This is a genomic window from Pseudomonas sp. AC242, from assembly GCF_979258655.1.
Window position 1 is genome coordinate 6152858 of the sequence record NZ_OZ409873.1, and the last position, 19952, is coordinate 6172809.

At 60.4% G+C, this 19952-nt stretch carries 18 protein-coding genes; 11 read left to right on the forward strand and 7 right to left on the reverse strand.

The window, feature by feature from the left end; all coding sequences use genetic code 11:
- Positions 1-30: 30 nt before the first annotated feature.
- The 5 genes from ACZZ0A_RS27760 to argS form a co-directional block, all read right to left on the reverse strand.
- Complete coding sequence (locus ACZZ0A_RS27760; protein WP_007909382.1) at positions 31-408, reverse strand: gamma-butyrobetaine hydroxylase family protein; 378 nt, start codon at positions 406-408, stop codon at positions 31-33.
- A 126-nt stretch (positions 409-534) separates the two neighbouring features.
- Complete coding sequence (gene hslU, locus ACZZ0A_RS27765; protein ID WP_007909384.1) at positions 535-1872, reverse strand: ATP-dependent protease ATPase subunit HslU; 1338 nt, start codon at positions 1870-1872, stop codon at positions 535-537.
- A gap of 54 nt (positions 1873-1926) precedes the next feature.
- Positions 1927-2457: an ATP-dependent protease subunit HslV gene (hslV, locus tag ACZZ0A_RS27770; protein ID WP_003186641.1), complete on the reverse strand. Its 531-nt coding sequence runs from the start codon at positions 2455-2457 to the stop codon at positions 1927-1929.
- A 206-nt stretch (positions 2458-2663) separates the two neighbouring features.
- On the reverse strand, positions 2664-3380 hold the full coding sequence (locus ACZZ0A_RS27775; protein WP_007909385.1) for an SPOR domain-containing protein: 717 nt from the start codon (positions 3378-3380) through the stop codon (positions 2664-2666).
- Between the two features lies 1 nt (position 3381).
- The gene (gene argS, locus ACZZ0A_RS27780; RefSeq protein ID WP_463543997.1) at positions 3382-5118 is read right to left on the reverse strand and encodes an arginine--tRNA ligase; all 1737 of its coding nucleotides are present in this window, start codon (positions 5116-5118) and stop codon (positions 3382-3384) included.
- Between argS and ACZZ0A_RS27785 the strand changes: the two genes are divergently transcribed.
- Positions 5117-5239, forward strand: coding sequence for a hypothetical protein (locus ACZZ0A_RS27785; RefSeq protein WP_256579857.1), 123 nt, complete (start codon positions 5117-5119; stop codon positions 5237-5239). The genes argS and ACZZ0A_RS27785 overlap by 2 nt on opposite strands.
- A 92-nt stretch (positions 5240-5331) precedes the next feature.
- Here the strand turns inward: ACZZ0A_RS27785 and ACZZ0A_RS27790 are convergent, their stop codons facing one another.
- Positions 5332-7551 (reverse strand): primosomal protein N', encoded by a 2220-nt coding sequence (locus tag ACZZ0A_RS27790; protein ID WP_095113431.1) that lies wholly within the window; start codon positions 7549-7551, stop codon positions 5332-5334.
- Positions 7552-7839: 288 nt separating this feature from the next.
- On the opposite strand from ACZZ0A_RS27790, the gene rpmE reads away from it, so the two are divergent.
- The 3 genes from rpmE to ACZZ0A_RS27805 all read left to right on the forward strand — a co-directional run bounded on the left by rpmE (position 7840) and on the right by ACZZ0A_RS27805 (position 10334).
- A complete protein-coding gene (gene rpmE, locus ACZZ0A_RS27795; RefSeq protein ID WP_007909403.1) occupies positions 7840-8067 on the forward strand; it encodes a 50S ribosomal protein L31 in 228 nt (75 codons plus the stop codon).
- Positions 8068-8081: 14 nt separating this feature from the next.
- Positions 8082-8882 (forward strand): thermonuclease family protein, encoded by an 801-nt coding sequence (locus ACZZ0A_RS27800; protein ID WP_463543998.1) that lies wholly within the window; start codon positions 8082-8084, stop codon positions 8880-8882.
- A 183-nt stretch (positions 8883-9065) separates the two neighbouring features.
- Entirely contained in the window at positions 9066-10334 is a 1269-nt protein-coding gene (locus ACZZ0A_RS27805) for a malic enzyme-like NAD(P)-binding protein (protein ID WP_007909407.1), read from the forward strand.
- Positions 10335-10643: 309 nt separating this feature from the next.
- Here ACZZ0A_RS27805 and ACZZ0A_RS27810 read toward each other — a convergent pair whose 3' ends face one another.
- Entirely contained in the window at positions 10644-13088 is a 2445-nt protein-coding gene (locus ACZZ0A_RS27810; protein WP_409212650.1) for a penicillin-binding protein 1A, read from the reverse strand.
- A gap of 219 nt (positions 13089-13307) precedes the next feature.
- Between ACZZ0A_RS27810 and ACZZ0A_RS27815 the strand changes: the two genes are divergently transcribed.
- The 7 genes from ACZZ0A_RS27815 (at position 13308) to aroB (ending at position 19950) form a co-directional block, all read left to right on the forward strand.
- A complete protein-coding gene (locus ACZZ0A_RS27815; RefSeq protein WP_095113433.1) occupies positions 13308-14372 on the forward strand; it encodes a pilus assembly protein PilM in 1065 nt (354 codons plus the stop codon).
- On the forward strand, positions 14372-14938 hold the full coding sequence (locus ACZZ0A_RS27820) for a PilN domain-containing protein (protein ID WP_095113434.1): 567 nt from the start codon (positions 14372-14374) through the stop codon (positions 14936-14938). Before ACZZ0A_RS27815 ends, ACZZ0A_RS27820 begins: the two co-directional genes overlap by 1 nt.
- A complete protein-coding gene (gene pilO, locus ACZZ0A_RS27825; RefSeq protein WP_007909415.1) occupies positions 14935-15558 on the forward strand; it encodes a type 4a pilus biogenesis protein PilO in 624 nt (207 codons plus the stop codon). Before ACZZ0A_RS27820 ends, pilO begins: the two co-directional genes overlap by 4 nt.
- Complete coding sequence (locus ACZZ0A_RS27830) at positions 15555-16082, forward strand: pilus assembly protein PilP (protein ID WP_007909420.1); 528 nt, start codon at positions 15555-15557, stop codon at positions 16080-16082. Before pilO ends, ACZZ0A_RS27830 begins: the two co-directional genes overlap by 4 nt.
- Before the next feature lie 13 nt (positions 16083-16095).
- Positions 16096-18174: a type IV pilus secretin PilQ gene (pilQ, locus tag ACZZ0A_RS27835; RefSeq protein ID WP_447783269.1), complete on the forward strand. Its 2079-nt coding sequence runs from the start codon at positions 16096-16098 to the stop codon at positions 18172-18174.
- Positions 18175-18178: 4 nt separating this feature from the next.
- Positions 18179-18697: a shikimate kinase AroK gene (aroK, locus tag ACZZ0A_RS27840; RefSeq protein WP_025110261.1), complete on the forward strand. Its 519-nt coding sequence runs from the start codon at positions 18179-18181 to the stop codon at positions 18695-18697.
- A gap of 152 nt (positions 18698-18849) precedes the next feature.
- Complete coding sequence (gene aroB / locus ACZZ0A_RS27845; protein WP_007909430.1) at positions 18850-19950, forward strand: 3-dehydroquinate synthase; 1101 nt, start codon at positions 18850-18852, stop codon at positions 19948-19950.
- Positions 19951-19952: the final 2 nt, after the last annotated feature.

The window sequence follows — 19952 nt, forward strand, 5'->3', positions numbered from 1 at the left end:
AAATGCCCTCTAATGAGCGCAAGGCACGAGCTAGAGCATCAGCTTGACGACTGACTCGTTCGGATCGCGGGTCTTGCCCGCCGCTTTGAGCTCGGCCAGATAATCGGCCCAGAGTGCGTCATAACGTCGCCCCAGCTCGTAGAGATAATCCCAGGTGAACAAGCCGCTGTCGTGACCGTCGTCGAAGGTCAGTTTCAGTGCGTAGTGACCGGCCGGTTCCAGTTTGCTCAGGCCGACGTTGAGCTTGCCGAATTGCAGGATCGGTTTGCCGTGGCCCTGGACCTCGGCGGAGGGGGAATGCACGCGCAGGAATTCGGCGGGCAGGGTGTATTCCTCGCCGGACGCGTAGGTGAGCGTCAGGGTTTTCGAGGCTTTGTGCAGTTTGATGTCGGTGGGGATAGTAGTCATTGCAGGTCATCCGACTAGAGGAACACCCTGTAGGAGCTGCCGCAGGCTGCGATCTTTTGATCTTGTCTTTTAAAAATCAAAGATCAAAAGATCGCAGCCTGCGGCAGCTCCTACAGGGACGGTGACCTACAGGATATAACGGGACAGGTCTTCGTTCTGCGCCAATTCGCCGAGGTGGCTGTTGACGTATTCGGCGTCGATCAGAATCGGCTTCTCATCGTGCGTGCTGGCCAGATCGCCGGCGCTGAACGACACCTCTTCAAGCAGACGCTCAAGCAGTGTGTGCAGACGACGGGCACCGATGTTCTCGGTCTTCTCGTTGACCTGCCAGGCGATCTCCGCCAGACGCTTGATGCCTTCGGGCTCGAACTGAATGTTCAGGCCTTCGGTTTTCAGCAGTGCGCAATATTGCTCGGTGAGCGAGGCATGCGGTTCGCTGAGGATACGTTCGAAGTCCGACGGGCTCAGGGCCTTGAGTTCGACGCGGATCGGCAGACGACCTTGCAGCTCAGGCACCAGATCGCTCGGCTTGCTCAAGTGGAAAGCACCGGAAGCGATGAACAGGATGTGGTCGGTTTTGACCATGCCCAGTTTGGTGTTGACGGTGCAGCCTTCGATCAGCGGCAGCAGGTCGCGCTGCACGCCTTCACGGGACACATCGGCGCCGCCAACGTTGCCACGCTTGGCGACTTTGTCGATCTCGTCGATGAACACGATGCCGTGCTGTTCAACCGCTTCCAGCGCTTTGGCTTTCAGCTCTTCTTCATTGACCAGACGCCCGGCTTCTTCGTCGCGCACCAGCTTCAGCGCTTCTTTGACCTTGAGCTTGCGGGCTTTCTTTTTGCCCTTGCCCATGTTGGCAAACAAGGACTGCAACTGGTTGGTCATCTCTTCCATGCCTGGCGGCGTGGCGATCTCGATGCCGGCCACTTCGGCGACTTCGATTTCGATTTCCTTGTCATCCAACTGACCTTCGCGCAGACGCTTGCGGAACAGCTGACGGGTGTTGGAATCGCTGCTTGGGGTTTCTTCATTGCTGAAGCCCATGCGTGCCGGCGGCAGCAGTGCGTCGAGGATACGATCCTCGGCAGCGTCTTCGGCGCGATGGCGCACGCGGGTCATTTCCTGCTCGCGGAGCATCTTGATCGCGGCGTCGGCCAGATCACGGATGATCGATTCGACGTCACGGCCAACGTAGCCGACTTCGGTGAACTTGGTCGCTTCGACCTTGATGAACGGCGCGTTGGCCAGTTTCGCCAGACGACGGGCGATCTCGGTTTTACCGACGCCGGTCGGGCCGATCATCAGGATGTTCTTCGGGGTCACTTCAACACGCAGCTCTTCAGGCAGCTGCATGCGGCGCCAGCGGTTGCGCAGGGCAATCGCGACGGCGCGCTTGGCATCGTCCTGGCCGATGATGTGGCGGTTGAGTTCGTGGACGATTTCGCGGGGAGTCATGGACATAATAATTGACGGTCCTCAAGCAGAAACAAGCCGTGGCACAGGGCCGCGTCAGGCTTATTCAGCGAGATCCTGCTCCTCAATGGTCTGAGTGTGGTTGGTGAATACACAGATGTCGCCGGCGATGCCGAGGGCGGTTTCGACGATTTCACGGGCCGACAGGTCGGTCTTTTTCAGCAGCGCGCTGGCGGCGGCTTGCGCGTAGGCGCCGCCGGAACCCATGGCGATCAGGCCATCTTCGGGTTCAACCACGTCACCGTTGCCGGTGATGATCAGCGAAGCGTCTTTGTTGGCAACCGCGAGCATGGCTTCGAGGCGGCTCAGGGAGCGGTCGGTGCGCCATTCTTTGGCGAGTTCGACAGCGGCGCGTACCAGGTGGCCCTGATGTTTCTCGAGCTGGCCTTCGAAACGTTCGAAGAGGGTAAAGGCGTCAGCGGTGGCACCGGCAAAACCGGCGATGACCTGGCCGTGGTACAGGCGACGGACTTTTTTCGCGTTGCCTTTCATCACGGTATTGCCGAGAGAAACCTGGCCGTCGCCGCCCATGACGACTTTGCCGTGACGGCGGACTGAAACGATGGTGGTCAAGGGAAGAGTCTCCACACAGCGGGGCGAAAGTGCCTTATGCCCATTCATATGGGGGTGCTGGAGAGGATTTCAACCGTAGCGCAGGAGAGGGGACGAGCGGTGTCTTGTATTTGATCGTTCCCACGCTCTGCGTGGGAAAGCAGCCCGGGACGCTCTGCGTCCCTTGAGGCATTCCCACGCAGAGCGTGGGAATGATCGGCCGAGGGTCAGCGGCTTTGGCGTTGTTGTAACAACAGGTTGCTGAAGCCGGCGCCGGCCAGTTGTTTCTGTGCCGTGGTCAGTTGTTCGCGGTTGCTGAACGGCCCGACCAACACGCGATACCAGGTTTCATCCTTCACCGTGCCGGACTCAACCGCTACCGCCTGACCGAGCAGAATGATCTGCGCGCGGACTTTGTCGGCATCGGTTTCCTTGCGGAACGAACCGGCCTGCAGGAAGAACTTGGTCACCGGCGCGGCTTTGCTCACGGGTGGCGCGGGCGGTGGGGTAATCCCGGCCAACGCTGCCTGAGCGCGCGCGGTGTCGATCTTCGCCGCTTCCGCCGGGGTCACCGGCGTGGTCGGGATGGCCGGCACTTGTGGCGTCGGCAAGGTCTTCTCCGGCACGGCGTCAGGCGGCACGATCACTTCCGATTCCGGCAGCAGGGTGTAGAAGTCGTACTTCGGCTTCACTGGCTGAGTCGGACTCGGCGGAGTCTTGTTGGCCTCGGCGATCTTCGACGCTTTCTGCTGTTGCGCCTGTTCGACCTTCTCACGCTTGACCGTGTCGCTACCCTTGCCCGGCTCGAGCTTCATCAGGAACACGATGAACGCGCCGACCGTGAGGCCGATGGCCATCCACAGCCAGCCCGGAATCGGTTGCTTCGCAGGAGCTTGGTAACGGCTGGCGCCACGCTTGGGTGCAGGTTTTTTCTTGGCAGCCAACTTACATACGCTCCAGAGTTTCCAGACCCAGCAGCTCCAGGCCTTGCTTGAGGGTGCGACCGGTCAGCGCGGCCAGACGCAGACGGCTCTGCATCTGGGCCGGGGTTTCGGCGGCGAGGATCGGGCAGTTCTCGTAGAAGCTGGAGAACAGACCGGCAACGTCGTATAGGTAAGTGCAGAGAATGTGCGGCGTGCCTTTCTCGGACACGTTGTTCAGCACTTCGCCGAACTGCGCCAGTTTCGCCGCCAGCTCTTGCTCATGTGCGGCTTCCAGCACGATCTGGCCATCGACTTCGCTGAAGTCCTTGCCCAGTTTGCGGAACACGCCGGCGACGCGGGTGTAGGCATAGAGCAGATACGGCGCGGTGTTGCCTTCGAAGTTGAGCATCAGGTCGAAGTTGAAGCTGTAGTCGCTGGTGCGGTGCTTCGACAGGTCGGCGTACTTCACCGCGCCGATGCCGACGACTTTGGCGATGTTGCGCAGTTCGTCTTCGGCAAGCGTAGGGTTCTTCTCTTTCACCAGGCTGTAGGCACGTTCCTGTGCTTCGGTCAGCAGGTCGATCAGCTTCACGGTGCCGCCGTCACGGGTCTTGAACGGACGGCCATCGGCGCCATTCATGGTGCCGAAGCCCATGTGTTCCATTTCCATCGGATGGGTGACGAAACCGGCCTTGCGCGCCACGGCGAACACTTGCTGGAAGTGCAGGGCCTGACGCTGGTCGACGAAGTACAGCGCGCGATCGGCTTTCAGCTTGCCGCTGCGGTAGCGCACGGCTGCCAGGTCAGTGGTGGCGTACAGGTAGCCGCCATCAGCCTTGACGATGATCACTGGCAGCGGGTCGCCGTCGGCATTCTTGAACTCGTCGAGGAACACACACTGGGCGCCGTTGCTCTCGACCAGCATGCCGGCCGCTTTCAGGTCGTTGACCACGTTGATCAGGTCGTCGTTGTAGGCGCTTTCGCCCATCACGTCGGCCATGGTCAGTTTGACGTTGAGCAGTTCGTAGATCTTCTGGCAGTGCGACAGCGAGATGTCCTTGAACTTGGTCCACAGGGCCAGGCACTCGGCGTCGCCGGCCTGCAACTTGACCACCAGACCACGGGCGCGGTCGGCGAATTCTGCGGATTCGTCGAAACGCTGCTTGGCCGCGCGGTAGAAGTTTTCCAGGTCAGACAGCTCGTCGCTGGTGATCGGGTTTTCCTGCAGATACGCCATCAGCATGCCGAACTGGGTGCCCCAGTCGCCAACGTGGTTCTGACGGATCACTTCATCGCCGAGGAATTCGAGTACGCGGGCCACGCCGTCGCCAATGATGGTCGAACGCAAATGGCCGACGTGCATCTCTTTGGCCAGGTTCGGTGCCGACAGGTCGACTACAGTGCGCTGCGCCGGGCCAGCCTTGCGCACGCCAACATGGGCATCAGCCAAGGCAGCGTCGAGACGCGAGGCCAGCGCCTGAGTGTTCTGGAAGAAATTGATGAAGCCCGGGCCGGCGATTTCGGCCTTGGTGACGTTCTCGTCAGCCGGCAGCGCGGAGATGATTTTTTCCGCCAGATCGCGCGGCTTCATGCCCGCAGGCTTGGCCAGCATCATCGCGATGTTGCTGGCGAAGTCGCCGTGGGTCTTGTCGCGGGCGTTCTCCACCTGGATCGCCGGCGACAGGCCTTCAGGCAACACACCTTCGTTGACGAGTTGGGTGAGGGCTTGTTGGATCAGCTGGCGAATGGTGTCTTTCATGGTCTTCTCTTTCGACCGCAAGCGCGGCGGGCGCATCGATGCGCGGGTGGAAAAACTGGGCATTATCCGTTGCGAAGACGGGCTTGCCAACCTTAGCAGGCAGCTTATGGATATGTGGTGACATTCAGATCAAAAGATCGCAGCCTGCGGCAGCTCCTACACGGCGATAGGCATTTTCCTGTAGGAGCTGCGCAGGCTGCGATCTTTTGATCTTCAATACAAATCGACGGGGTCGACATCCAGCGACCAGCGCACCGCGCGCCCGCTCGGCATCTGCTCTAGCACCAGCAGCCAACTGGCCAGCAACCGATGCAACGGTGCCCGCGCTGTCGCCTGCAACAACAACTGCGCGCGATAACGTCCGGCGCGGCGTTCCATCGGCGCCGGCACCGGCCCGAGCAGTTCGATGCCGGTCAAATTTTGCTCAGCCAGCAAACGCTCGGCCTCGCTGCACGCCTCATCGAGAAAACCTTCTGCTTGCCCCGGCTTGTGCGCTTCGGCGCGCAACAACGCCAGATGCGCAAACGGCGGCAGGCCGGCGGCGCGACGCTCGCTCAGAGCCTGTTCGGCGAAGGCGAAATAACCCTGTTCGGTAAGTTGTACTAATAAAGGATGGTCGGCGAGGTGGGTCTGGATGATCACCTTGCCCGGCTCTTCGGCTCGCCCGGCACGGCCGGCGACCTGCACGATCAACTGCGCCATCCGTTCGCTGGCGCGGAAGTCGCCGGAGAACAGGCCGCCGTCAGCATCCAGAATCGACACCAGCGTCACCCGTGGAAAATGGTGCCCCTTGGCCAACATCTGCGTGCCGACCAGAATGCACGGCTGACCTTTCTGAATCGTCGCGAACAGCTGATTCATCGCGTCCTTGCGCGACGTGCTGTCACGGTCGACGCGCAGTACCGGGTAATCGGGAAACAGAATCGCCAGACGTTCCTCGGCACGCTCGGTGCCGGCGCCGACCGGGCGCAGATCGACCTTGTTGCACTTCGGGCACTGGCGCGGGGTGCGTTCGACGTAGCCACAGTGGTGGCAGCGCAGTTCGCCGTAGCGTTGGTGCACGGTCATCCGCGCATCGCAGCGCGAACACTCGGACATCCAGCCGCAGTCGTGGCAGAGCAGCGTCGGCGCGAAACCGCGACGGTTGAGGAACACCAGTACTTGTTGGCCGTTGGCGAGCGTCTGGCCGATGGCTTGCTGCATCGGCCCGGAAATACCGCTGTCCAGTGGACGGCTTTTTACATCCAGACGTAGGAAACGAGGTTGTTTGGCGCCACCGGCGCGCTCGTTCAGGCGCAGGAGGCCGTAACGGCCGGTGTACGCGTTATGCAGGCTCTCCAGCGAGGGCGTCGCGGAGCCCAGTACGATCGGGATGTTTTCCTGCCGTGCGCGCACCAGCGCCAGATCGCGGGCGTGGTAACGCAAACCTTCCTGCTGTTTATAAGAGCCGTCGTGCTCTTCGTCGATGATGATCAGCCCGGGGTTTTTCATCGGCGTGAACAGCGCCGAACGCGTGCCGATAATAATGTCGGCCTCGCCATCGCGCGCTGCGAGCCAGGCTTCGAGGCGCTCGCGGTCATTGACTGCCGAGTGCAGCAGGGCGATGCGCGCATTGAAACGCTGCTCGAAGCGCGCCAGGGTCTGCGGGCCGAGGTTGATCTCCGGGATCAGCACCAGCGCCTGTTTGCCGGCTTCGAGGGTTTCACGGATCAGTTGCAAATAGACTTCGGTCTTGCCGCTGCCGGTGACGCCGGCGAGCAGAAAGGCGTGATAACTGTCGAAACCGGCGCGAATTGCTTCATACGCGGCGCGCTGCTCGGTGTTCAGCGGCAATTCCGGTTGCGCCAGCCAATGCTCATGGCGCACGCCGGGTGCATGGCGGCGGATTTCCACTTGCACCAGATTCTTCGCCAGCAACAGATCGAGGCTGTCCTTGCTCAGCATCAGTTTGCTCAGCAACTGATGGGCGACGCCGTGGGGGTGCTGGGCCAGCGTCGCCAGTGCTTCACGCTGGCGCGGTGCGCGGGCGATGCGCGGATCATCAAGGCTGGCGCCGGGCACGATCGACCAGAAACGCTCCTGCCGGGCCTCGGCCAGCTCACCCTGGCGCAACAGTACCGGCAGTGCCCAGCTCAGGGTGTCGCCGAGGCTGTGCTGATAATACTGTGATGTCCACAGGCACAGCTTGAACAGCGCCGGTGGCAGCGGCGCGGTGGCATCGAGCAGGGCCAGCGCCGGTTTGAGTTTCTCCACCGGCACTTCGCTGGTGTCGGTGACCTCGACCAGAATCCCGATCATCTCGCGCCGACCGAACGGCACCCGCAAGCGCATGCCCGGCTGCAATTGCTCACGCAGCACACCGGCCGGCGCCCGATAGTCGAACAGGCGGCGCAAGGGCGAAGGCAAGGCGAGGCGCAGAATGGCGTCGGGCACGCGGGGGGTTCTCGATCAACAGGCGATTAAAAGGACTGCGTACATAACCTGTGGGAGCGAGCCTGCTCGCGAAAGCAGTGTGTCAGGCGACGAAGATGCTGGCAGATAGATCGTCTTCGCGAGCAGGCTCGCTCCCACAGCGGTAGTGCAATGGGCCGGGAGCCTAGCAGACGGTCGGTCTTGGTGACAGCTTGCGTGTTTGAAAAGGTCTGGTAGAATCCGCGGCCTAATTACGTGCGGTATTCAACAATAGTGTTGGGTGGCGGCACGCTAGCTGAGGAAGACACCATGAAAGCTGATATTCACCCGAATTACCCAGTCATCGCTGTTACCTGCAGCTGTGGCAACAAGTTCGAAACCCGTTCGACTTTCGGCAAAGCTCTGCCAATCGACGTGTGCAACGAATGCCACCCGTTCTACACCGGTAAGCAGAAGACTCTGGACACCGGTGGTCGCGTTCAGAAGTTCGCAGACCGTTTCGGTGCTTTCGGCAAGAAACCTGCTGCTGCAGAGTAAGGTTGAAGGGCCCGGTGGGCTTTTCCTCGTTGCTGAAAAAGGCGTCCCTCGCGGGCGCCTTTTTTGTGTCCGCGATTTGGCTGTCCGGCGCGCAAGCCTATTGCCCGGCGCCGACTGGATTGACCAGCGTTACGGTGCAGCGCGTGGTCGATGGCGACACCTTGCGTTTGAGCGACGGCCGCAGCGTGCGGATGATCGGCCTCAACACGCCTGAGCTGGGCAAGCAGGGCCGCAGCGATGAACCTTTCGCGGTGGCGGCACGCAAGCGCCTGCAAGCGCTGGTCTATGCCAGCGGCGGACGTGTCGGCTTGCTCCCCGGCACGCAAGCCAAAGACCACTATGGGCGTACGCTCGCGCATATTTACAGTGCCAGCGGCGCCAATCTCGAAGCGCAAATGCTCGCCGATGGCCTCGGTTATCAGGTCGCCGTTGCGCCGAATGTCGATCTTGTTGCCTGTCAGCAAGCCGCCGAACGCAGTGCGCGAAAGGCCGGGCTGGGCCTCTGGCGGCAGTCACCTGTACTGAAAGCGGCGCAGATTCAACGCTCGGGTTTCGCCGTGATCAGTGGGCGTGTGAGCAAGGTTCAGCGCAATCGCGGTGGAATTTGGATCGAGTTGCAGGGCGCGCTTGTGTTGCGCGTTGCACCCAATCTGGTCGGACAATTCGACAATGCCCGTTTGCTGGCACTCAAAGGCAAGCAAATTGAGGCTCGCGGCTGGATCGTCGATCGTTCGCGGCGCGCTGGGCTGCAATCCGGTCAGTCACGTTGGTTGCTTCCGCTGACGGATCCATCAATGTTGCAAACGCCGCACTGAAGAAAAATTGTAGACATTTTTTCTGTCGATTGTGAACAGTCCAGCCCTTGTGCGCCGTGGCTCTTGGCCCAAAGTCGTAGGGCAGGGCGCTTGACAGGGGTGACCGCTCAGTCTTGTGGGGACTTTGCGAGGCGCGTATCCTCGCTGACCAGTCTGTCCAACAGTAAAAAGCGGAATGCCAAAATGTCTGATCTGAAAACTGCCGCTCTCGAATATCATGCCAATCCTCGTCCAGGGAAGCTGAGTGTCGAGCTCACCAAGGCCACTGCTACCGCTCGCGACTTGTCGCTGGCCTACAGCCCCGGCGTAGCTGAACCAGTGCGTGAGATCGCTCGCGATCCTGAACTGGCCTACAAATACACCGGCAAGGGCAACCTGGTTGCAGTCATTTCCGATGGCACCGCGATTCTCGGCCTGGGCAACCTCGGCCCATTGGCTTCCAAGCCAGTGATGGAAGGTAAAGGCGTACTGTTCAAGCGCTTCGCCGGCATCGACGTTTTCGACATCGAAGTCGACTCCGAAAGCCCGCAAGCCTTCATCGACACCGTAAAACGCATCTCCATCACCTTCGGTGGCATCAACCTGGAAGACATCAAGGCGCCAGAGTGCTTTGAGATCGAACGTGCTCTGATCGAGCAGTGCGACATTCCGGTATTCCACGATGACCAGCACGGCACCGCGATCGTGACCGCTGCGGGCATGATCAACGCTCTGGAAATCGCTGGCAAAACCCTGCCAGACGCGAAAATCGTCTGCCTGGGCGCCGGTGCTGCCGCCATCTCCTGCATGAAACTGCTGGTGAGCATGGGCGCACGCATCGAAAACATCTTCATGGTTGATCGTACCGGCGTGATCCACTCCGGCCGTGACGACCTGAACCAGTACAAAGCCGTGTTCGCTCACGCCACCGACAAGCGCACCCTGGCTGACGCACTGGCAGGCGCTGACGTGTTCGTCGGTCTGTCCGGCCCGAACCTGCTGAGCGCTGAAGGCCTGCTGTCGATGGCGGCCAATCCGATCGTGTTCGCCTGCTCGAACCCGGATCCGGAAATCTCCCCGGAGCTGGCGCACGCCACCCGTAGCGACGTGATCATGGCCACCGGCCGTTCGGACTACCCGAACCAGGTCAACAACGTACTGGGCTTCCCGTTCATCTTCCGTGGTGCCCTGGACGTTCGCGCCAAGCGCATCAACGAAGAAATGAAAGTGGCTGCGGCCAACGCCCTGCGTGAGCTGGCCAAGCTGCCGGTTCCACAGGACGTGTGCGATGCCTACGGCGGTGCTCCGCTGGAATTCGGCCGTGAGTACATCATTCCGAAGCCAATGGACAAGCGCCTGATCACCCTGATCTCCGACGCTGTGGCCAAAGCTGCGATCGAGACCGGTGTGGCGACCCTGCCGTATCCGAAGAACTACCCGCTGAAAAGCGTGGATGACGTGTTCAACGGTTAATTCGTTGTAGCACTTCAAACAGAAGCCCCGGCTCGTGAGAGTCGGGGTTTTTTATTGCCCGAAGATCAAGAGCCCCCTCTCCCTGAGGGAGAGGGGACTGACCGTGGAAGATTCGCGAGATACACCGACCTGAAAGTGCATTAGCGCCTATGGATTCAGCACAGCACGTTCAGGTCGGCATCACTCACCAGCATCCCCCAATCAGTCCCCTCTCCCTCCGGGAGAGGGCTAGGGTGAGGGGCTCTTGATCTTCAGCCATAAAAAAGCCCCGCACTTCTCACGAAGGCGGGGCTTTTCAATACCGTTGGATCAGAACAAGTCGATCGGCGCCTGCTCATCTGCTGGCAGCGGGCTGCCCGGTACGGCGCCATTGCCCAGTTCATTCACCGACGGTGGCGTGTCTTCAGACTTGAACAGCTCGAAGTACGCGCCGGGTGTGCTCGGCGTCGCCGCACGGCCACTGACCGGGTCCACACGCAAGCTCAGCAAACCTTCCGGCTCAGGCTGCACGTGCGGCGGCTTGTCCTTGAGCGCAGCCGACATGTAGTTCATCCAGATCGGCAGCGCCACAGTACCGCCGAACTCACGGCGTCCGAGGCTTTCCGGCTGATCGAAGCCGGTCCACACCGTGGTCACGTAGTCGGCGTTATACCCGGAGAACCACGCGTCTTTCGATTCGTTGGTGGTACCGGTTTTCCCGGCGATATCGCTGCGGCCCATGGCCAGTGCGCGACGGCCGGTGCCGAGCTTGATCACGTCCTGCAACATGCTGTTGAGGATGTACGTGGTGCGACCATCGACAATCCGCTCAGCCACTGCCGGCGTTTGTGGCACGGCTGCGTTGCCCGGGACTTCACCTGCAACCGGTGTGGCGTTGACCGTAAACGACTCGCTGTTCGGTGCTGCGATACCGTCCGTCGCCGAACCACCCTGAGGCACGGTCGGCGGGTTGGCGACGAACAGCGTGTCGCCGTTGCGGCTTTCAATCTTGTCGATGATGTACGGAGTGATCTTGTAGCCGCCGTTGGCGAACGTACTCCAACCGGTGGCAATCTCCATCGGCGTCAGCGTTGCAGTGCCCAGCGCCAGCGACAGGTTTGGCGGCAGATCCTGCTTGTTGAAGCCGAAACGGGTGATGTAGTCGATGGTTTTGCCCACGCCCATCGCCTGCAGCAGGCGGATCGACACGAGGTTGCGCGACTTGTACAGCGCTTCACGCAAACGGATCGGGCCGAGGAAGGTGTTGGTGTCGTTCTTCGGACGCCAGACCTTGTCCAGGTACTCGTCGACGAACACGATCGGCGCGTCGTTGACCAGCGTGGCAGCGGTATAGCCGCTGTCCAGCGCAGCGCTGTAGACGAACGGCTTGAAGCTCGAGCCCGGCTGACGCTTGGCCTGCATGGCGCGGTTGTAGTTGCTCTGCTCGAAGGCGAAACCGCCGACCAGCGAGCGAATCGCACCGTTCTGCGGGTCCAGCGACACCAGTGCACCTTGTGCCTGCGGGATCTGGCTGAATTTCAGCGAATTGTCTTTCTGGCGCTGCACGCGAACCAGATCGCCGACCTGTGCAACATCCGACGGCTGACGCGGATTGGCGCCCATGCTGTTGGTGTTGAGGAACGGTCGTGCCCATTTCATGGTATCCCAGGCGACGTGCTCTTCGCCGGTGCGCGTCAGCACTTGCAGGCCGTTCTTGTCGACCTGGGTGACGATGGCCGGTTCGAGGCTGCTGATCGTGCGTTGTTTGGTCAGTTCGCTGGCCCATGCCTCACGGGTCTTGCCCGGCAGGCGCGACTCGGGGCCACGGTAGCCGTGACGCTGGTCGTAGGTCATCAGGCCTTCGTGCAGCGCGGTGTTAGCCATTTCCTGCAGGTTGCTCGGCACCGTGGTGGTGACGCGGAAACCTTCGGTGTAAGCGTCGCTGCCATAGCGGCCGACCATTTCGGCGCGGGCCATCTCGGCGATGTACGGCGCGTTCACTTCCGGGGTTGGCACGTGATAGCTGGCGTTCAGCGGCTCGTTGATCGCGGCGGTGTAGTCCGCTTCGCTGATCTTGCCGAGCTTGTACATGCGCCCGAGGATCCAGTCGCGGCGTTCTTTGCTGCGTGCCGGGTTGGCCAGCGGGTTGAAGCGCGAAGGCGCTTTCGGCAGGCCGGCGATCATCGCCATCTGCGCCAGGCTGACATCACGGATCGACTTGCCGTAATACACCTGCGCCGCCGCTTCGATGCCATAGGCGCGGTTGCCCAGATAGATCTTGTTCACGTACAGCTCAAGGATTTCATCCTTGGTCAGCTGCCGCTCGATCTGCAGGGCCAGAAGGATTTCGGTGGTTTTGCGCGAAAAACTGCGTTCGCTGGTCAGGAAGAAGTTCTTCGCCACCTGCATGGTGATGGTGCTGCCACCGGACTGAATGTGCCCGCTCTTGACCAGTTGGGTCGCGGCGCGCATCAGGCTGCTCGGATCGACGCCATAGTGGTTGGCGAAATTGTCGTCTTCAGCACTTAGTAACGCATTAATGAAATTGGGGGGAATGTCGGCGAAACGGATCGGTGTACGGCGCATTTCGCCAAATTCTGCGATCAACTTGTTGTCGCTGCTGTAGACCCGCAACGGAATCTGCAACTGAATGCTTCGCAGAGCCTCCACAGACGGCAAACCCGGACTAAGGTAAAGAAACGCGCCGCTGAGACCTAAAAGCAGTCCGCAGAAAACGGCGACGATGGACCAACCGAAAAATTTCAGCAGACGAATCAAGGCTTTTGGACATCCAGGGCAAAGAATGAATTTGGCGACGGGGCTCCGGCTACACACAGAACCATCCGCGCTTGCAGTAAAAAGCGGAAAAAAACGCTGGGCATTATAAGCACTTTTCTGCTGGGGGCGTCATTTGCGCTTCTGTCAAGACGGGGTGAAGGAACGCAATGCGTATTACAGAGTCCGTAACTCACGGAAAGTCATAGGGAATTGGTAGTGCTGGGACTCTTCAATAAAAAGGCCAATACGTTACTGGGGATCGACATCAGTTCCACGTCAGTGAAGCTGCTGGAACTGAGCCGTCAGGGTGATCGCTACCGGGTCGAGGCGTATGCGGTAGAGCCGTTGCCGGTCAACGCCGTGGTCGAAAAAAACATCGCCGAACTTGAAGGCGTCGGTCAGGCCCTGAGCCGTGTGCTGGTCAAGGCGCGCACCGGGCTCAAGAGCGTGGCGGTCGCGGTGGCCGGTTCTGCGGTGATCACCAAAGTCATCGAAATGGACGCCGGGCTGTCCGACGACGAGCTGGAAAACCAGCTCAAGATCGAAGCCGACCAATATATTCCCTACCCGCTGGACGAAGTCGCCATCGATTTCGAAGTCCAGGGTGTATCGCCGCGCAATCCCGAGCGGGTCAACGTGTTGCTCGCCGCCTGTCGCAAGGAAAACGTCGAAGTCCGTGAAGCGGCGCTTGCCCTCGCTGGCCTGACGGCGCGGGTGGTCGATGTCGAGGCCTATGCGCTGGAGCGTTCATTCGGCCTGCTTGCGACGCAACTGGCGGCCTCGCAGGAGCGTCTGACCGTCGCGGTGGTCGACATCGGCGCGACCATGACCACCCTCAGCGTCCTGCACAACGGCAAGATCATCTATACCCGCGAGCAATTGTTCGGTGGCCGGCAACTGACCGAGGAAATCCAGCGCCGCTATGGCCTGACCCTCGAGCAGGCCGGGCTGGCGAAAAAGCAGGGTGGTCTGCCCGATGATTACATCAGCGAGGTCTTGCAGCCGTTTCGCGAGGCGCTGGTGCAGCAAGTGTCGCGCTCGCTGCAATTCTTCTTCGCCTCCGGCCAATACAACGCGGTCGATCACATTCTGTTGGCCGGCGGCACGGCGTCGGTGCCAGGGCTGGACCGTTTGATCGAGCAGCGCCTGAATACGCCGACGCAAGTAGCCAATCCCTTTGCCAGCATGGCCTTGAGCAGCAAGGTTAACGCTGGAGCATTGGCCAGCGATGCGCCGGCGCTGATGATCGCCTGCGGGCTCGCGCTCAGGAGTTTCGACTGATGGCGCGGATCAACCTCCTGCCGTGGCGCGAAGAGCGTCGCGAAGAACGGCGCAAACGCTTTCTGCTGGCCTTGATCGGAGTGGTGGTCGGCTCGGTCGGAGCGGTGCTGATTGCCGATCAGGTGATCAGCGCGGCCATTGAGCGGCAAGTGGCGCGCAACGACTACATCGGCAAGCAGATCGCCGTGGTCGACGAACGAATCAAGCAGATCAGCGAACTCAAGGCGCGCCGTCAGCAATTGGTCGAACGCATGCGCATCATTCAGGATTTGCAGGGCAACCGGCAGATCAGCGGGCGAATCTTCGATCAGCTGGCGCGTACGCTGCCGGACGGCGTGTATTTCACCGATGTGAAGATGGTCGGCAAAACCCTGTCGATCAGTGGTGCTGCCGAATCGAACAATCGGGTCTCAGACCTGATGCGCAATCTGGAGGCCTCCGACTGGTTCGACGCACCGAGCCTCAATGAGGTGAAGGCAACGACTGCAGGCCAGGTGGATCAGGCCAACACCTTTGAACTGACGGTACGGCAGACCCAACCCCGCACCGTGGAGGACGAGCAATGAAGCCGTCCGAATGGCTGGAAAGTCTGCGCGACATTGATTTCAACGATCTCGACACCAGCAACATCGGTTCCTGGCCGGCCGCCGTGAAAGCCATGGCCGGAGCGCTGTTGATGGTGCTGGTGTTGGCGCTTGGCTATAACTTTTTCATCAGCGATCTGGAAAACCAGCTGGAGGCCAAGCGCGAAGAAGAAGTCGCGCTCAAGGAACAGTTCGCCAGCAAGGCGCGCCTGTCAGCCAATCTCGAGCTGTACACCCAGCAAATGAAGGAAATGGAAAATACCTTCGGCGTGCTGCTGCGGCAATTGCCCAGTGACACCGAAGTGCCGGGCCTGCTCGAAGACATCACCCGTACTGGCCTGGGCAGTGGCCTGGAGTTCGAAGAGATCAAACTGCTGCCGGAGGTCACTCAGCAGTTTTACATCGAGCTACCGATCCAGATCACCGTCACCGGCGCCTATCACGACCTGGCCACTTTCGTCAGTGGCGTGGCCGGGCTGCCGCGCATTGTCACCTTGCATGATTTCGAACTCGCTCCTGCCGATAAAGAGGGCGGGCCGAAGCTGCGCATGAGCATCCTTGCCAAGACCTATCGCTATAACGACAAGGGGCTGCAGAAATGAGCCCGATTCGTTACATCGCGTTGTCGATGGCGCTGCTCGCGCTGAACGGTTGTGGTGGCAGCGATGACTTCAGCGATCTCGATGCCTACCTGAACGAAGTGCGCCTGCGCCCGGCAGGCAAGATTGAACCAACCCCGACATTCCGGTCTTACCCCACATTCACTTACAGCGCGGCCAACCTGCGCAGTCCGTTCTCGCGCCAGGTGCGGGTCGATCTGGCCGGGCAGAAACATGGCTCACGCAACGTCAAACCCGACCCCAACCGGGTCAAGCAATACCTCGAAGGTTTCAACATCGAGCAGTTCGAGATGGTCGGCACGATTGCCAATGCTTCCGGCTCCTTCGCATTGTTGCGCGGAGCGGGCGCGGTGCACCGGCTGAAAGTCGGCGATTACCTGGGGCGCAACGACGGTCGCATCGTCGCCATCAGCGCCACCCAGGTCGATGTGGTCGAGATCGTGCCCGACGGCGAAGGCGCCTGGCTGGAGCGTCCGCGCACCATTCCTTTGAAAGAGCACTCATAGTGGAAGTCGAACAATGAACAGGATTTTCTCCACCCTCGGTTTTTCGCTATGGATAGCGCTGATGTCGCCGATGGTACTCGCGGCCAATCTGAAGACGCTGGATGTCGCGGCGTTGCCGGGTGATCGCGTCGAGCTGAAGTTGTCGTTCGACGGCCCGCCGCCGCAGCCCAAGGGCTACACCACTGAATCACCGGCGCGGATTGCGTTGGATCTGCCCGGTGTTGCCAGTCAGTTGGCCAGCAAGAACCTCGATCTGGGTAGTGGCAATGCGCGAACGGCCACGGTGGTCGAAGCCAAGGAGCGCACGCGGCTGATTGTCAGCCTGACGCAGCTGGCGCCTTACACCACGCGGGTCGAGGGCAATAACCTGTTCGTGGTCGTCGGTCAGGGCGCACCGGCAGCTGCGCCGCGTCCTGCTGTCGTTGCGCCTCGTGCTACTGCAAAAGCTACTGCGCCCACCAAGGCATTTGTACCGAAAAGCCGGGCGATTCGCGGTGTGGATTTCCAGCGTGGAACAGCAGGCGAAGGCAATGTCGTCATCGACCTTTCCGATCCGACCATCGCCCCGGATATCCAGGAGCATGACGGCAAGATCATTCTCAGTTTCGCCCGCACGCAGTTGCCGGAGAAGCTGCGGGTGCGCCTCGACGTCAAGGATTTCGCCACCCCGGTGCAGTTCGTCAATGCCGCAGTGACCGCTGATCGCACGGTTGTTACCGTCGAGCCCAGCGGCACCTACGAGTACTCCACCTTCCAGACCGACAACAAACTGACCGTCAGCATCCGCCCAATGACGGTCGATGACCTGCAAAAACGCAACGCTGACCGTCAGGCGTACGTGGGCGAAAAGCTTTCGCTGAACTTCCAGGACATTGATGTGCGCTCGGTGCTGCAACTGATCGCCGACTTCACCAATCTCAATCTGGTCGCCAGCGACACGGTGCAGGGTGGCATCACCTTGCGCCTGCAAAACGTGCCGTGGGATCAGGCGCTGGATCTGGTGTTGAAAACCAAAGGCCTGGATAAACGCAAGATCGGTAACGTGCTGCTGGTCGCTCCAGCCGATGAAATCGCAGCACGCGAGCGCCAGGAACTGGAGTCGCAGAAACAGATCGCCGAACTGGCGCCGTTGCGCCGTGAGCTGCTGCAAGTGAACTACGCCAAGGCAGCAGACATCGCCAAGTTGTTCCAGTCGGTGACCAGTGCCGAAGCGAAAATCGATGAACGCGGTTCGATTACCGTCGATGAGCGGACCAACAACATCATCGCCTACCAGACCCAGGATCGCCTCGACGAACTGCGGCGAATCGTGGCACAGCTGGATATCCCGGTGCGTCAGGTAATGATCGAGGCGCGAATTGTCGAGGCCAACGTCGATTACGATAAAAGTCTGGGTGTGCGCTGGGGCGGGTCGATTCAGAACAAGGGCAACTGGAACGCCTCCGGAGTCAACGGTTCGTCGACCACCATTGGTACACCCGGCAGCACCAGCACCAACTCACCGTTCGTCGACATGGGTACCGTGGGCAATACTTCAGGGATTGGCATTGCCTTCATCACTGACAATGTCCTGCTCGATCTTGAGCTGACAGCGATGGAGAAAACCGGCAACGGTGAAATCGTCTCGCAACCGAAAGTGGTCACCTCCGACAAGGAAACCGCCAAAATCCTCAAAGGCACTGAAATTCCGTATCAGGAAGCCAGCTCCAGTGGTGCGACTTCGGTGTCGTTCAAGGAAGCCTCGCTATCGCTGGAAGTGACGCCGCAGATCACCCCCGACAACCGCATCATCATGGAGGTCAAGGTCACCAAGGACGAACCGGATTACCTGAACAAAGTGCAGGATGTGCCGCCAATCAAGAAAAACGAGGTCAACGCCAAAGTGCTGGTCAACGACGGCGAAACCATCGTGATTGGCGGTGTTTTCTCAAATACTCAAAGCAAGGTCGTAGATAAGGTGCCATTTCTTGGCGATGTGCCGTATCTTGGCCGCCTTTTCCGGCGTGATGTGGTTTCGGAGAAAAAATCCGAGCTGCTGGTATTTCTCACACCACGTATCATGAATAACCAGGCGATTGCTGTGAGTCGTTGATTCTGTGCGAAATTTGATTCTTGTAGGACCGATGGGCGCTGGCAAAAGCACCATCGGCCGGTTGCTGGCCAAAGAGCTGCGCCTGCCGTTCAAAGATTCCGACAAGGAAATTGAACTGCGCACGGGCGCCAATATCCCGTGGATCTTCGACAAGGAAGGCGAGCCCGGCTTTCGTGACCGTGAGCAGGCGATGATTGCCGAGCTGTGCGCGTTCGACGGCGTGGTCTTGGCGACCGGCGGTGGCGCCGTCATGCGCGATGCCAATCGCAAGGCCCTGCATGAGGGTGGGCGAGTGGTGTATCTGCACGCCTCCGTCGAACAGCAAGTCGGCCGCACGGCGCGCGACCGCAATCGGCCGTTGCTGCGCACCGCCAATCCGGAGAAAACCCTGCGCGACCTGCTGGCGATCCGCGATCCGCTCTATCGGGAAATCGCCGATCTGGTGGTGGAAACCGACGAACGGCCGCCACGCATGGTGGTGCTCGACATTCTTGATCGTCTGGCGCAGCTTCCACCCCGTTAAAGCATCGTTCGAAATGCGCTATCCTCGGCGTCCTGTCACAGCCCGTCGAGGTTGTGGCGGATGGCGTGCGAGCGGCGTCATACCCGCTGTAGGCCGCAGACAACCAATAATTCAGGGCAGGACGCCTGCTTCCATCTTCACTGTGGGGACACATGCAGACACTCAAGGTCGATCTAGGCGAGCGCAGCTACCCGATTCATATTGGCGAAGGTTTGTTGGATCAGCCCGAGTTGCTGGCTCCGCACATCCATGGGCGGCAAGTGGCAATTATCTCCAACGAGACCGTTGCGCCGCTCTATCTTGAACGTCTGACCCGCAGCCTCGCGCAGTTCTCGGTGATCTCCGTGGTGCTGCCGGACGGCGAAGCCTTCAAGAACTGGGAAACCCTGCAACTGATCTTCGACGGTCTGCTGACCGCCCGTCATGATCGCCGCACCACCGTGATCGCCTTGGGCGGCGGTGTGATCGGCGACATGGCCGGTTTCGCCGCATCCTGCTATCAGCGCGGCGTCGACTTCATCCAGATTCCAACCACTTTGCTTTCTCAGGTCGATTCATCGGTGGGCGGCAAGACCGGTATCAACCATCCGCTGGGCAAGAACATGGTCGGCGCGTTCTATCAGCCGAACGTGGTGCTGATCGATACGGCGTCCCTGAAAACCCTGCCAGAGCGCGAACTGTCTGCCGGCCTGGCGGAAGTCATCAAGTACGGGCTGATCTGCGACGAGCCGTTCCTGACCTGGCTCGAAGACAACGTCGACGCCCTGCGCGCACTGGACCAGAAAGCCCTGACTTACGCCATCGAGCGCTCCTGCGCAGCCAAGGCTGCGGTGGTCGGCGCCGATGAGAAGGAAACCGGTGTGCGCGCCACGCTCAACCTTGGCCACACCTTTGGTCACGCCATCGAGACCCACATGGGCTATGGTGTCTGGTTGCATGGGGAAGCGGTCGCAGCTGGCACGGTGATGGCGCTGGAGATGTCTGCGCGTCTGGGCTGGATCAGTGATGAGGAGCGCGATCGCGGTATCCGCCTGTTCCAGCGCGCCGGTCTGCCGGTGGTGCCACCGACTGAAATGACCGAGGCCGATTTTCTTCAACACATGGCAATCGACAAAAAAGTGATCGACGGTCGTCTGCGCCTGGTGCTGCTGCGCCGGATGGGCGAAGCGGTAGTGACCGACGATTATCCGAAAGAGGTTCTACAGGCCACGCTGGGAGCGGATTACCGCGCCCTGGCTCAGCTTAAAGGTTAATA

Excerpts from the sequence above, each read along its gene's own strand:
- ACZZ0A_RS27760 (WP_007909382.1), bottom strand. The coding sequence starts at position 408 with ATGACTACTATCCCCACCGACATCAAACTGCACAAAGCCTCGAAAACC.
- hslU (WP_007909384.1), bottom strand. The coding sequence starts at position 1,872 with ATGTCCATGACTCCCCGCGAAATCGTCCACGAACTCAACCGCCACATC.
- ACZZ0A_RS27785 (WP_256579857.1), top strand. The coding sequence starts at position 5,117 with ATGGTCTTCTCTTTCGACCGCAAGCGCGGCGGGCGCATCGATGCGCGG.
- argS (WP_463543997.1), bottom strand. The coding sequence starts at position 5,118 with ATGAAAGACACCATTCGCCAGCTGATCCAACAAGCCCTCACCCAACTC.
- rpmE (WP_007909403.1), top strand. The coding sequence starts at position 7,840 with ATGAAAGCTGATATTCACCCGAATTACCCAGTCATCGCTGTTACCTGC.
- ACZZ0A_RS27805 (WP_007909407.1), top strand. The coding sequence starts at position 9,066 with ATGTCTGATCTGAAAACTGCCGCTCTCGAATATCATGCCAATCCTCGT.
- ACZZ0A_RS27820 (WP_095113434.1), top strand. The coding sequence starts at position 14,372 with ATGGCGCGGATCAACCTCCTGCCGTGGCGCGAAGAGCGTCGCGAAGAA.
- pilO (WP_007909415.1), top strand. The coding sequence starts at position 14,935 with ATGAAGCCGTCCGAATGGCTGGAAAGTCTGCGCGACATTGATTTCAAC.
- ACZZ0A_RS27830 (WP_007909420.1), top strand. The coding sequence starts at position 15,555 with ATGAGCCCGATTCGTTACATCGCGTTGTCGATGGCGCTGCTCGCGCTG.
- pilQ (WP_447783269.1), top strand. The coding sequence starts at position 16,096 with ATGAACAGGATTTTCTCCACCCTCGGTTTTTCGCTATGGATAGCGCTG.
- aroB (WP_007909430.1), top strand. The coding sequence starts at position 18,850 with ATGCAGACACTCAAGGTCGATCTAGGCGAGCGCAGCTACCCGATTCAT.